The sequence below is a fragment of the Streptomyces sp. NPDC052773 genome (assembly GCF_044547145.1).
In the GTDB taxonomy this organism is placed as follows: domain Bacteria; phylum Actinomycetota; class Actinomycetes; order Streptomycetales; family Streptomycetaceae; genus Streptomyces.
The window spans coordinates 295592-307858 of sequence record NZ_JBITZX010000010.1 but is presented as its reverse complement, the minus strand read 5'-3'; the positions used below and the strand labels follow the sequence as shown (position 1 = coordinate 307858).

General features: G+C 72.5%; 13 protein-coding genes. 4 read left to right on the top strand and 9 right to left on the bottom strand.

Annotation, left to right across the window (positions count from 1 at the left end; all coding sequences use genetic code 11):
• Both ACIG0D_RS23510 and ACIG0D_RS23505 read right to left on the bottom strand, forming a co-directional pair.
• A partial coding sequence (locus tag ACIG0D_RS23510) for a maltotransferase domain-containing protein (protein WP_399804111.1) occupies nt 1-977 on the bottom strand: 977 nt, incomplete at its 3' end.
• Nucleotides 978-1048: 71 nt separating this feature from the next.
• A complete protein-coding gene (locus ACIG0D_RS23505) occupies nt 1049-1345 on the bottom strand; it encodes a DUF5133 domain-containing protein (protein ID WP_365765129.1) in 297 nt (98 codons plus the stop codon).
• 310 nt (nt 1346-1655) lie between these two features.
• Between ACIG0D_RS23505 and ACIG0D_RS23500 the strand changes: the two genes are divergently transcribed.
• Both ACIG0D_RS23500 and glgX read left to right on the top strand, forming a co-directional pair.
• The gene (locus ACIG0D_RS23500; protein ID WP_399804108.1) at nt 1656-2168 is read left to right on the top strand and encodes a pep a2; all 513 of its coding nucleotides are present in this window, start codon (nt 1656-1658) and stop codon (nt 2166-2168) included.
• The gene (gene glgX / locus ACIG0D_RS23495; protein WP_399804105.1) at nt 2165-4315 is read left to right on the top strand and encodes a glycogen debranching protein GlgX; all 2151 of its coding nucleotides are present in this window, start codon (nt 2165-2167) and stop codon (nt 4313-4315) included. The genes ACIG0D_RS23500 and glgX overlap by 4 nt, the downstream gene beginning before the upstream one ends.
• Nucleotides 4316-4377: 62 nt before the next feature.
• Here the strand turns inward: glgX and ACIG0D_RS23490 are convergent, their stop codons facing one another.
• Nucleotides 4378-5181: a VOC family protein gene (locus tag ACIG0D_RS23490; RefSeq protein ID WP_399804102.1), complete on the bottom strand. Its 804-nt coding sequence runs from the start codon at nt 5179-5181 to the stop codon at nt 4378-4380.
• A 126-nt stretch (nt 5182-5307) separates the two neighbouring features.
• Here ACIG0D_RS23490 and ACIG0D_RS23485 point away from each other — a divergent pair, with 126 nt between their 5' ends.
• Nucleotides 5308-5652, top strand: a complete 345-nt coding sequence (locus ACIG0D_RS23485; RefSeq protein WP_399804099.1) for an ANTAR domain-containing protein — start codon at nt 5308-5310, stop codon at nt 5650-5652.
• A 36-nt stretch (nt 5653-5688) separates the two neighbouring features.
• Here the strand turns inward: ACIG0D_RS23485 and ACIG0D_RS23480 are convergent, their stop codons facing one another.
• Nucleotides 5689-6489 carry a SigB/SigF/SigG family RNA polymerase sigma factor gene (locus ACIG0D_RS23480; protein WP_399804096.1) on the bottom strand — a complete coding sequence of 267 codons (801 nt, stop codon included), beginning with the start codon at nt 6487-6489 and terminating at the stop codon, nt 5689-5691.
• A gap of 437 nt (nt 6490-6926) precedes the next feature.
• Between ACIG0D_RS23480 and ACIG0D_RS23475 the strand changes: the two genes are divergently transcribed.
• Nucleotides 6927-7448 carry a hypothetical protein gene (locus tag ACIG0D_RS23475; RefSeq protein ID WP_399804093.1) on the top strand — a complete coding sequence of 174 codons (522 nt, stop codon included), beginning with the start codon at nt 6927-6929 and terminating at the stop codon, nt 7446-7448.
• A gap of 76 nt (nt 7449-7524) precedes the next feature.
• Here the strand turns inward: ACIG0D_RS23475 and hemC are convergent, their stop codons facing one another.
• The 5 genes from hemC to ACIG0D_RS23450 form a co-directional block, all read right to left on the bottom strand.
• A complete protein-coding gene (gene hemC / locus ACIG0D_RS23470; RefSeq protein ID WP_399804090.1) occupies nt 7525-8460 on the bottom strand; it encodes a hydroxymethylbilane synthase in 936 nt (311 codons plus the stop codon).
• A 115-nt stretch (nt 8461-8575) separates the two neighbouring features.
• Nucleotides 8576-9094: a hypothetical protein gene (locus ACIG0D_RS23465; RefSeq protein ID WP_399804087.1), complete on the bottom strand. Its 519-nt coding sequence runs from the start codon at nt 9092-9094 to the stop codon at nt 8576-8578.
• A gap of 28 nt (nt 9095-9122) precedes the next feature.
• Complete coding sequence (locus ACIG0D_RS23460; protein ID WP_399804084.1) at nt 9123-10139, bottom strand: questin oxidase family protein; 1017 nt, start codon at nt 10137-10139, stop codon at nt 9123-9125.
• A gap of 139 nt (nt 10140-10278) precedes the next feature.
• Entirely contained in the window at nt 10279-11055 is a 777-nt protein-coding gene (locus tag ACIG0D_RS23455; RefSeq protein WP_399804081.1) for an NPP1 family protein, read from the bottom strand.
• Between the two features lie 144 nt (nt 11056-11199).
• On the bottom strand, nt 11200-12180 hold the full coding sequence (locus ACIG0D_RS23450) for an ATP-dependent DNA ligase (protein ID WP_399804078.1): 981 nt from the start codon (nt 12178-12180) through the stop codon (nt 11200-11202).
• Nucleotides 12181-12267: the final 87 nt, after the last annotated feature.

Genomic DNA, 12267 nt, shown 5'->3' with positions numbered 1-12267 from the left:
TCCGGATGCTTGTCCACCCAGGGATGGTCCGGCGAGCACTGCAACGCGAAGTCCAGCGCGATCTCCAGACCCAGCCCGCGCGCCTGCTCCACGAACCAGTCGAAGTCCTCGATCGTGCCCAGGTCCGGGTGTACGGCGTCGTGCCCGCCCTCGGGCGAGCCGATCGCCCACGGCACCCCCACATCGTGAGGGCCCGCGGACAGGCTGTTGTTGGGGCCCTTGCGGTGGGTCGTCCCGATCGGGTGGACCGGCGGCAGATAGACGACGTCGAAACCCATCCCCGCGATCGCGGGCAGCCTGCGCGCCGCCGTGCGGAACGTGCCGTGCGGACGCTCCTCCGTCCCCTCGGAGCGGGGGAAGAACTCGTACCACGAGCCGTACAACGCCCGTTCCCGCTCCACCAGCAGGGGATACGGCGGAGTCCGCGTCAGCAGCTCCCGCAGCGGGTACCGGGCGAGCACCGCGTCCACCTCCGGGGTCAGCGCCGCCGCCAGGCGGGTCGCCACCGGCAGGGAGTCGTCGCGCAGGGTCCGTACGGCGGCCAGGACCACCGCGCGGGCGTCGTCCTCGGAGACCTCGGCGGCGGCCCGTTCGTACAGGTCGGCGCCCTCCTCCAGGACGAACCCGGTGTCGATCCCGGCCGGGACCTTGACGCCGGCGATGTGTCGCCAGGTGGTGAGCGGGTCGCTCCACGCCTCCACGGTGAAGGTCCAGCGGCCCTCGGCCGTCGGAGTGACCTCGGCGCCCCAGCGGTCGCTCCCGGGGGCGAGTTCCCGCATCGGCGTCCACGGGCCGGGGCGGCCCGCGGGGTCGCGCAGCACGACATTGGCGCCGACCGCGTCGTGGCCCTCGCGGAACACGGTGGCGGTGACCTGGAACGTCTCGCCCGTGACCGCCTTCGCCGGGCGCCTGCCGCACTCGACAGCCGGGTGGACGTCCCGTACCGGGATGCGCCCGATGGCCACCGTCGTGTTCATGGGTCTCACCTCCGCCGTACTCGGAGCCGGGCCCTGCGGCCCGGCTCGTGATCCTGCGCCGAACGGGTGACTTACCGGGCCACCCGGGAACGGGGTCCCGAGGGCGGGCCGCGCCGGGCGGCGCCGCTCCTGTGGGGCCGGTCGTTCTGTTCCTGCAAATAGGTGGTCAGCGTGGTGCGCAGAAACCGTTCGGCCGCGTCCGCGGCCTCCCGAGCACACCGCTTCCCCATGAGCACACACAGGGTGTAACCCGAGTCCTCGAAAGTCGCCCGCACCGCGCGGTCGGTCGGGGAGGCGAGCATCACTCGCTCCCACGCCCGGTACCGCCGCAGCTGCCGGGCGACTTCGGCTCTGGCGGGTAGCAGCATGGCGCCCTTCACCTTCCGGGGCACTCGAGGCGCGTTCCCGACGGTCGGGCCGGTGCCGTGCACGACAGCGGCACGGAGTTCCGTTACGGCGATCGAGGCCTTCACTCATGGTGCACGTACGACGACCCAGCGTCTTGTTAGAGCTTCAACCACCTCTCGTGTCCCGCTCGTGTTGCACGAATGGGCTAGCACCCCCAGTGTTGAGGTGACTCAGAAGCGATCGGTGTTCACGCTTCGTGTCCGAGGAGGGGGATCCGGCCCGCTAGGGCGAGGAAGGGAGCGAGATCCTCGCCGGTGAGGAGCCAACACGATGAAGACCGCAGTGCCCTGCTACTACCACCTCGACGTGGAAGTCAGTCCGGAACGCGTGGGACAGGTCAGCCGCATCCTGGCCGCTCACCTCAGGTACTGGGACCTCGAGAACCTGGTCGACACCGTCTGCCGCAGTACCGAGCTGCTGCTGAAGGCCATCGACGAACACGCCACGGACAAGAACACGTCGATCGAGATGTGGTGGAACGGCCAGCACCTGATCACCGCCGTCGGCGACGATGACCAGAACCTCCGCCCGGACCAGGACCTGCGCGGCTGCCTCGAGCACATCGCCGCGATCAGCGACGGCTGGGGCTGCTGCGCCACCGACACCGGCTCCAAGGTGATCTGGTTCTCCCAGCGCGCCCGCGCCGGCCGCCGCGCACCGCTGGTCCCGGCGGCCCCCGCGCCGCGTCTGCGCGAGGGACTCCAGGTGCCCCGCACCCTCCCGGTCACCGTCCTGGCCGCACCGGCCGACTCCGCCGACGGCGCTCTGGAGGACGCACGGTGACGACGAAACCGCACCGGAACACCGGGGTGCCCGCGTGGAGCGGGCACCCCTACCCGCTGGGTGCCTCCTACGACGGTCAGGGCACCAACTTCGCGCTCTTCAGCGAGGTCGCCGAACGCGTCGAACTCGTCCTCGTCGACGACGACGGCAGGCACCGCACGGTGCCGGTGAACGAGGTCGACGGCTTCGTCTGGCACTGCTACCTGCCCGGCGTCGGACCGGGCCAGCGGTACGGCTACCGGGTGCACGGTCCGTGGCACCCGGCCGTCGGCCAGCGCTGCAACCCCGCGAAGCTGCTGCTCGACCCGTACGCCACCGCCGTCGACGGGCAGATCGACAACCACCCGTCGCTGTACGAACGGTCGCCCGCCGGGCCCGACCCGGCCGACAGCGCCGGGCACACCATGCTCGGCGTGGTCACCGACCCGTACTTCGACTGGGGTGACGACCGCCCGCCGCGCCGCCCGTACGCGGACACCGTGATCTACGAGGCCCATGTGAAGGGCATGACCCGCACCCATCCGGAGGTGCCGCCCGAACTGCGCGGCACCTACGCCGGGCTCGCCCACCCCGCGGTCGTCGAGCACCTGACCTCGCTCGGCGTCACCGCCGTCGAGCTGATGCCCGTGCACCAGTTCGTGCACGACGGGGTGCTCCAGGACCGCGGGCTGTCCAACTACTGGGGCTACAACACCATCGGCTTCTTCGCCCCGCACAACGGCTACGCCGCCGACTCCACCGGAGGCCGGCAGGTCGCCGAGTTCAAGGCGATGGTCAAGGCGCTGCACGAGGCCGGCCTGGAAGTGATCCTCGACGTGGTCTACAACCACACCGCCGAGGGCAACGAGAAAGGCCCCACGCTGTCCTTCCGGGGCATCGACAACGCCTCGTACTACCGCCTGGTCGACGGCGACTGGCGGCACTACTACGACACCACCGGCACCGGCAACAGCCTGCTGATGCGGCACCCGTACGTACTCCAGCTGATCATGGACTCGCTGCGGTACTGGGTCACCGAGATGCACGTCGACGGCTTCCGCTTCGACCTCGCGGCGACCCTGGCGCGGCAGTTCCACGAGGTGGACCGGCTGTCGGCGTTCTTCGACCTGATCCAGCAGGACCCGGTGATCAGCCGCGTCAAGCTGATCGCCGAGCCCTGGGACGTCGGCGAGGGCGGCTACCAGGTGGGGAACTTCCCGCCGCTGTGGTCGGAGTGGAACGGCATGTACCGGGACACGGTCCGCGACTTCTGGCGCGGCGAGGAGTACACGCTCGGCGAGTTCGCCTCCCGGCTGACCGGCTCCTCCGACATCTACCAGCACAGCCGCCGCCGCCCGCGCGCCAGCGTCAACTTCGTCACCGCGCACGACGGCTTCACCCTGCGCGACCTGGTCTCGTACAACGACAAGCACAACGAGGCCAATGGCGAGGGCAACCGGGACGGCGAGAGCAACAACCGGTCCTGGAACTGCGGCGCCGAGGGCGAGACCGACGACCCGGCCGTCCTCGAACTGCGCGCCCGGCAGCAGCGCAACTTCCTCGCCACGCTGATGCTGTCCCAGGGCATCCCGATGCTCTGCCACGGCGATGAGCTGGGCCGCACCCAGCGCGGCAACAACAACGCGTACTGCCAGGACAACGAGGTCTCCTGGATCGACTGGCGGCTCGACGGGGGCCGGTGCGACCTGCTGGAGTTCACCCGGTACGTGATCGGGCTGCGCGCGGCGCACCCGGTGCTGCGGCGCCGGCGGTTCTTCCGCGGCGAGACGGCCATGCACGCCGACCAGCCGCTGCCCGACCTCGTCTGGCTGCTGCCCAACGCCTGCGAGATGACCGACCAGGACTGGCAGCGCTCCGACGCGCACTGCATCGGCGTCTTCCTCAACGGCGACGCCATCGCCGAGCCCGACGCCCAGGGCCGCCCGGTCGTCGACGACTCCTTCCTGCTGCTGCTGAACAGCTACTGGGAGCCCGTCGACTTCCGCCTCCCCGACGCGACCTACGGGGAGCGCTGGACGACCGTCCTCGACACGGCCGACCCGGACACCCCGGACGAGACCGAGCACAAGGCCGGCACCGTCGTGGCGGTGGAGAGCCGCAGCCTGGTCCTGCTGTCCCGGCCGCCGCGCGGGACGAAGACCGGCTGAGCCGTACGGCGTACACGTGAGCGGGCGGCCCGTACGGGCCGCCCGCTCACCACGTCGTTCCCCTACCGCTCCCGCCGGGACGTCACCGTGAACTGGGCGCCGTCGGGATCGCGGAGGACCGCCTCGTCGGGCGACTCGCGCAGCACGCTCCCGCCCCGCACCTCCGCGGCGCGGGCACAGGCGGCCACGTCGGGCACCGAGAAGTGCACCTGCCAGTGGGGCCGGATGGTGGGGTCGGGGGCCGACTCGACGGCGCCGGACTCGATCCGGGCGACGATGTCGCCGCGGCTGCGCAGCACGACCTCCTCGCCCTCGTACTCCACCTCGCAGCAGCCCGGCTGCGCCGAGGCCCAGTCCAGGACCTCGCCGTAGAAGATCGCGGCGTCGAAGGCGTCGCGGGTGTGCAGCCGGATGAACGCGGGCGCCGCCCGCCGCCAGGTCTCCCAGTCGGAGAACAGCGCGCCCTCCCAGACCCCGAAGGTCGCCCCGTCCCGGTCGGCCAGCAGCGCCCCGCGCCCGGGCGGGAAGGAGATCGGGCCGACCGCGACGGTGCCGCCGCGCTCCTGCACCCGGCTCGCCACCTCGTCCGCGCTGCGCACGGCGAAGTACGGCGTCCAGGCGACCGCCGCGATCCCCATGCCGGCCATCCCGGCGATCCCGGCCACCGGCGCCCCGTTCGCCAGGGCGATCCGGAAGCGGTCACCGAGCTTCCCCGACCGCCACTGCCACCCCAGCACGGCCGAGTAGAACGACTCCGTGGCGGCCAGGTCCCGGCTGGTCAGGCTCACCCAGCAGGGTGCGCCGAAGACGGAGTCGGTGGAGACGACCTCCCTCGGACGGGCGGAGGGTGTGGGGTGCTGTGTCATGGCAGTGGTCCCTGGGTTCGTGGGGCCGGCGGCCACCGGTTGCACACCAGTGTCCAACCGGAACCACCCTTGGCGCCTGTCGAGTACCCCGGTGGCACGACAGACTCGCGGTGGCACGATGGACGGGTGGCACACACACCCAGCGAGCCGGCCGACGAGACGGACCGGATCTCGGCACTGCAGCAGGAAGTGGCCCAGCTCAAGGAGGCCGTCTCCTCCCACGCCGTGGTGGACCAGGCGATCGGGATGATGGTGGCGCTGGGCCGGGTCACCCCCGACCAGGGCTGGATGGTGCTGAAGGAGGTCTCCCAGCACACGAACGTCAAGCTCCGCAATGTCGCCGAGCTGATCCTCATCTGGGGCCGCCGGGGGCAGCTGCCCCCGGAGATCCGGGCCGAGCTGGAGGACGCCCTGGACCGCCACGGCCCGACCCAGATCCCGGGGGCACTGCCCGAGGACGGTTTCTCCTAGCGACGGTTACTCCTAGCGGAGGGCCTCCCGCGGAGGCTACCGCTCGCGTGCCTCCGTGAGCAGTTCCCCCCGTAGCCGGGCGAAGCATGCGCTCAGCAGCCGGGAGACGTGCATCTGCGAGATGCCGAGCTGGTCGGCTATGGTGCTCTGCGTCATGCCGCAGAAGAACCGCAGGTAGAGGATGGTGCGCTCACGCTCCGGCAGAGCCTCCAGGCACGGCCGGACGGCCACCCGGTCGACCACGACGTCGTAGCGCGGATCGGGCCCGCCGAGCGCGTCGCCGAGGGCGTAGCCGTCGGTGCCCGGCATCTCGGCCTCCAGGGAGAGCGCGGTGAAGCACTCCAGGGCCTCCATGCCGGTGGCCACCTCGGCCTCGCTCAGGTGGGCGTGCTCGGCGATCTCGGCGACCGTCGGGGCCCTGCCCGGGGTGGTCTGGGACAGTTCCTTGGCCGCCCGCCGCACCCGGTTGCGCAGGTCCTGGACGCGCCGCGGCACGTGCAGGGTCCACATGTGGTCCCGGAAGTGCCGCTTGATCTCACCGGTCACGGTGGGCACGGCGTACGCCTCGAAGGCGCGGCCGCGCGACGGGTCGTAGTGGTCGACGGCCTTGACCAGTCCGAGGGCCGCCACCTGGTAGAGATCCTCCAGGGCCTCTCCGCGGCCGCGGAAGCGGACGGCGATCCGCTCGGCCATCGGCAGCCAGAGCCGGACCAGCTCGTCCCTGAGGGCCCGGCGCTCCGGGCTGCCCTCGGGGAGTTCCTGGAGTCGTTCGAACGCTTCCGTGGTGTCCGGAGCGTCGTCGTGCGGATGCTGCTTCGTTCTGCCGGCCGTACCCATGGCGCGTGTGCCTCCCTCACGGGGTGCCGGATGGGCGGACACCGTGGGAGATGCGTTCGGGCACTGGCATACGGGACGCCGGGGTCCCCTGCGCACAGGCTCCCACGGACGTGCCTCCTGTCCGAAGCACTTCCCAGGAGATTCCCGGGACAAATCGGGACGAAACGCCTTCCATGAACTTTCCGGCGTTTTCGTAGGGAACGACAGAACGCGGGCGGCCACCGGCCCAGGGAGCCGGGACGCTGGCGCCAGGGGCCGGAACGTGATGTACGGCACGCCCGCCCACCCCGCCGGACCGGGCCGCGGCGGATTCCTCCTGCCCACGGCTTGATCACCGATCAAGGCCCGGAAAACCGGGGCAACAGCCCATTCCGCTCATTTGACAGTGCGCTCAGCCCACGGATAGGAAGCAGCTCTTAGAGGTCGAGAGGTGCAGTGTGTACGAGCCGAACGTGGTCGGGGACTGGCAGGACTACGAGGAGCACGCCGGTCTGCGTCTGCGCGTCCACCGACTGGAACTCGCCGAGCCGCCGCGCGGCCGGGACGACGCCGCGGACGGGCTGACGTACTTCCGCCTCCGCGTCACCGTAGAGAACCGCGGCACCGAACGGTTCGGCGTCCACCTGGAGGACGGCCAGATCGACGTGCGGATCGGCCCCGAGGGGGAGAGCGTGTTCATGGACTGGCGCAACTCCCAGTTCATCGAGGGCTACGACATCTACCCGCTGCGCCGGGTCACGGCCGTCTTGTACGCCGCCGGACCGGAGGCGGCGCTGGGGCAGGTGGACGTGCAGATCCAGCTGCGGGTCGACGACGACTGGACCGACCGCCGGATGTGGTCCGGCGGCATCGGCCTGCCCGAGGGCACGGCGTACGCGCACTCGCCCGTCGGCCGGGACAGCCTCGCCCACCAGGTGAGCACCTTCCTGCGCGACCAGGCGGAGGAAGGCACCGCCTGACCGGCGCCCTCATCGCCGCTTGATGCGCGCCCGGCCTGCGCCCGGTCGGCGCCGGGCGCACGCACCGGACCGCCGGTCAGTGCGGGATGCCGTCGATGATCTCCCGGGCGCCCTGCCGCAGCAGCGCCACCGCGACCGAGGTGCCGAGGGTGGCCGCGTCCAGCCGCCCGGCCCACTCGTGGGCGTTGAGGCGGGTCTTGCCGTCCGGGGTGAACACACAGGCCCGCAGCGACAGTTCACCGCCGCGGTCCACCCGGGCGTAACCGGCGATCGGGCTGTTGCAGTGCCCCTGCAGCACATGCAGGAACATCCGCTCGGCGGTCGCCTCCCGGTGGGTGTCCGGGTCGCCGAGGGCGCTGACCGCGTCGATGAGGGCGGTGTCGTCCTCGCGGCACTGCAGGGCGAGGATGCCCGCGCCGATGGGCGGCATCATCGTCTCCGGCGACAGCACCTCGCTGATCACGTCCCGCCGCCCGATGCGCTCCAGACCGGACACCGCGAGCAGCAGCGCGTCCGCCTCGCCCGCGGCCAGCTTCTCCAGCCGCCGGTTGGCGTTGCCGCGGAACGGCACGCACTCCAGCTGCGGGTGCGTGGCGGCGAGTTGGGCGATCCGGCGCACCGACGACGTGCCGATCCGCGTCCCGGGCGGCAGCTCGTCCAGAGTGAGGCCGCCGGGGTGCACCAGCGCGTCGCGGATGTCGTCCCGCTTCAGGAACGCGGCGAACACCGTGCCCGCAGGCAGCGGCCGGTCGGCGGGCACGTCCTTCACGCAGTGCACCGCGAGATCGGCCGCGCCGGACAGCAGCGCGGCATCGACCTCCTTGGTGAAGGCCCCCTTCCCCTCGACCAGGGAGAGGTCCCCCAGCCACTTGTCGCCCGTGGTCTTCACGGGCACCACGTCGGTACGCACGCCGGGGTAGCGGGCGGACAGCTCCGCGCGGACGCGCTCTACTTGGGCCAGGGCCATGGGCGAGTCGCGGGAGACGATACGGATCAGTTCCGGAACGGACATGCCGGACACGATAGACCCACCGGCGCGTCCGTCTCCTAGCATCCGGGTCGAATCCCCCGACGGCGCACGCCGGTTACCTCATCGCTCCGGTCCGGACCCCGCCGGGGCGCGTCGCTCAGCGCACCGTCCCCTCGACGGTGTCCGCGCTCCAGGCGGCGAGCCGGCCGGACAGCGGTCCCGTGCCGTCCAGGACGTGCCGGGAGAACGCCTCCCGCTCGTGCGCCAGCAGCGCCGCCTCCCACACACAGGGCGCGAGCCCCGCGCGCCCCGGCCGCAGCAGCGCGGGCTCACCGGCCGGGCCGGTGAAGAGCGCGAGGTCCGCCATGTGCCCCTCGATCCAGGTGTGGACCAGCACGTAGTCGCCGTCGCCGCCCGCGTGCACGATCAGCACGGACAGCCCGAGGGAGCCGTGTTGCGCGCCGAGCGCCAGATGACCCTCGGCGAGCCGCAGGGCGGCCTCGACGTCCCGTTCGGCGACCGTGCGGCCCGGTGCCTGGAGGGCGTACGTCTTCACCAGGTGCCCGGCGGCCTCCCGGGTGCCGACCGGGCGTACGGTGCGGGCGTGATGGCCTTCGGCGAGGGCGAGCAGGGTGTCGGCGGCGACCGCCGACGGGAGCTTGTCGTCATGATCCATCCGGTCATCATCGGCCGACGGGGTGCGATCAGACCAGGGGTTCGCTGAGTTCAACCGAGCGCTGGGCTGCGGCGAGCGCCTGCTCGTCGCCGACGTCGAGGGCCGTGTCGGTGAACTTGATGACGTGTTCGTCGCCGTGCGCGAGGGCGCGTTCGACGACCTCTTCCGCGGTGAGCCGGGCGGGCGGCGTGTAGTCGGCGGGCTCGGCGGGGGCGTACATCGCGGTGATCGCCGCCGAGGCCGTCCACGCGGCGTGCAGGCTGGGCGCCCACAGCTCGCGGGGCAAGGCCTCCAGCGTGCGCAGCACGGCGTTCGGGGCGGTCGCCGCGTGGACGAGCATCGTCTCGTCGCCGTGGCCATGGGTGGCGTAGCGGTGGGTCGCGGCCCGGACCAGTTCGGTGAGCCGGGCCCGCGCGGTGTCCGGGTCGGTGACGTCGGCCGCCCAGACGGGCAGGTCCCGTACGGCGGCGAGCCGGTCGAGATAGCCGCCCTCGGCGGCCTCCAGCGGGGGCACGGCGTCCAGGCTCAGGGCCGCGCTGGGGGCGCCCGGCAGCGCCGTGATGCCGGAGACGGGGAGGTGCCGGGCCGCCCAGTAGCCGAGGGCGTGGGCGAGTTCGGTCAGCCGCGGTGCGTTCTCCTCGGCCTCCAGGGCGCGTACGGCGTGCCCGACGCGGATGACCGGGTGGGTGGCCGCGGCGTACAGCCCGGGCAGCAGACGCGGCCACCACTCGGCGAGGACGGCCCGCCACGGGCGGTCGGTGACGGCCCGGGTGAAGTGGTCCACCCAGTCGGCGGCGCGCCGCGGATCGCCCAGCGCGGCCCGCCAGTTGGCGTCGGTGACGGGCTCGACGCGGGAGGGGAACTCCTCCAGCCGGTCGCTGTACAGGTCCAGCCAGCGGTGCACGGCCCCGGCCTGACCGTGCGCGGCCAGCGACTCGACCACCATGGGCGCGTGGTTGCTGAGCCAGCCACGGAACTCCGGGCCGGAGCCGTGGAGCCGTTCGAATGCCTCGTCGAGCCGTCCGCTCGTGTCGTTCGTGGTCATGGCCGGGACGCTACGGCCCCGGCGGGCCACCGGGATCGGTCAGGGGGCCGAACCCGCGCAGGGCGCGGGTCCTACGCCCCGGGCCCGATCCGGGGCCCCATACCGGCCGCGGCCACGATCTCGGCCTCGTCCCGCGGTGTCACGCGTACGGGTCGAAGGCGATTCCCGACGGCTTCGCCGACGCGAGGTGGTTCGCGAAGCTCGCGTCCTTCAGGCCGAAGTGGGCGCTGCCGAAGTCGTACGCGCTCAACTTCTCCCGGACGCCCGCCGGGTAGCCGTTCCAGCCGACCAGCGGCGGGTACTGCCAGGTGCCCTTGTGGTTCTCCGGCGGTTCGTCGCCCGCGTTCGCCGGGCGGAAGCAGTGGGTGCCGACGCCGTCCTTGTGGTAGACGACCTTGGCGTGGGTGCCGTCGAAGCGCACCTGGGAGGCGGCGGTGACGGTGAACGAGCCGTGGTTGGACGTCGCGACGTACCGCACCTGGCCGCTCTGCACCCACACCACGACATGCTCCCAGTCGTGCCGGTGCCCGCCGAGGCTGGTGCCGGGGAGGGCCTGGTCCTTCTCGAAGTACAGGCCGTACAGGTAGGCGCACCAGCCGTTGTTGCACTTGTAGCGGGAGTAGCTGTTGGTGTTGTCCAGGTCGAAGGCGTCCCGGCAGTTCCCGTTGAGGGCGCCGGTCGGGGCGAGCCCGCCGTTGACCGTGCCGTCCGCGCTGACCGCCGGCGTGGGGTAGCAGCCGTCCGTGTCGTAGTCGAACGCGGGCTGGTAGGCGCGCTCGGCCGCCTCCGCGTTGGCGGGCAGCGCCGGTGGCGGGGCGGCCAGGGCGGTGCCGGGGAAGGCGACGACGAGGGCGATGGCCCCGGCGAGACCGGTGAGCCATCTCCTGCGGTGCGAAACGGACTTCTGCGACGACACTGCGTCCTCCTCCGAGATCCGGGCGCAGCCCAACGGCTGTGGGGGGAAAGGCAGTTCAGGATGCCCACAAACCCCGGCCGTGCCAAGGGATCACGGATGACCCGGCAGTGAACCGCGGTTCAACAGCCGGTGCCCGGGCAGCCGTCACGGACCCGTCTCGGGCAGGTCGGCCGACGACTCCTCGGGGGTGAGGTCGGGTCGCAGCCGCAGCCACGACGGCTGGCGCAGCAGTCCGGCCCGGGTGCGCGTGCTGTAACGCACCTCGCCCACCAGCCGGGGCAGCACCCAGTGCGCGCCCGGCGCCGCCGGCCTCGGCCGGAACGGGCAGACGTCGGTCGCCAACTCGCCGAGCAGCGCGGCCAGTTCGGTGCGCTCGGCCTCGCTCCAGCCGGTGCCCACACTGCCCACGTAGCGCAGCGTGCCCGCGGCGCGCTGGCCGACCAGGACAGCGCCCGGCAGCCCGGTCAGGCGGCCCTTGCCGGGCAGCCAGCCGCCCACGACGACGTCCACCGCCCGCATGTTGCGGATCTTGATCCAGGCCCGGGAGCGCACCCCCGGTTCGTACACCGAGTCCAGCCGCTTGCACACCAGCCCCTCCAGGCCGTGCTCGCGGGTGGCCCGCAGCGCCTCCTCGCCGTGCCCGACCAGCGCTCCCGGCGTCGACCAGAACGGCCCCTCCAGACCCAGCTCCCGCAACCGGGCGCGCCGCTCGGCGTACGGCAGGCCGATCAGGGAGCGGCCCGCCAGGTGCATCACGTCGAACAGCACCAGATGGACCGGCACCCGGGCCGCCCGGCGCGCCGCCCGGGCGGGCGCGTGGGCGAGCCCCATCCGGGACTGGAGCAACTGGAAGTCGGCCCGCCCCCCTTCGTCCAGCGCCAGCACCTCGCCGTCGAGGACGGCGGGCGTACGGCCGAGCGCGCCGCCCAGGGGCAGCAGCTCCGGGTAGGCGGCGGTGATGTCGTCCCCCGAGCGGGCGCGCAGCACCAGGCCGCCGTCCCCGGCGAGATACACCACCACGCGCTGGCCGTCCTGCTTGGTCTCGTACGCCCAGCGCGCGTCCTGGGCGGCGGGCGGGAGGGTGCCGGGGGTGGCGAGCATGGGGGCGATCAGCGGCAGGGTCACGGCCCTAGATGTCGACGCGGTGGACGGCCGTCACGCGTGTCGCACGACGGTTTCCCCTGAACGGCGCCGGGCGCGCGGGCCGGGCGG

What these genes read in the sequence shown, in the direction of transcription:
- ACIG0D_RS23460 (WP_399804084.1), bottom strand. Translation starts at nt 10,139, where the DNA reads ATGACCACGAACGACACGAGCGGACGGCTCGACGAGGCATTCGAACGG.
- ACIG0D_RS23480 (WP_399804096.1), bottom strand. Translation starts at nt 6,489, where the DNA reads ATGGGTACGGCCGGCAGAACGAAGCAGCATCCGCACGACGACGCTCCG.
- ACIG0D_RS23490 (WP_399804102.1), bottom strand. Translation starts at nt 5,181, where the DNA reads ATGACACAGCACCCCACACCCTCCGCCCGTCCGAGGGAGGTCGTCTCC.
- ACIG0D_RS23500 (WP_399804108.1), top strand. Translation starts at nt 1,656, where the DNA reads ATGAAGACCGCAGTGCCCTGCTACTACCACCTCGACGTGGAAGTCAGT.
- ACIG0D_RS23505 (WP_365765129.1), bottom strand. Translation starts at nt 1,345, where the DNA reads ATGCTGCTACCCGCCAGAGCCGAAGTCGCCCGGCAGCTGCGGCGGTAC.
- hemC (WP_399804090.1), bottom strand. Translation starts at nt 8,460, where the DNA reads ATGTCCGTTCCGGAACTGATCCGTATCGTCTCCCGCGACTCGCCCATG.
- ACIG0D_RS23465 (WP_399804087.1), bottom strand. Translation starts at nt 9,094, where the DNA reads ATGGATCATGACGACAAGCTCCCGTCGGCGGTCGCCGCCGACACCCTG.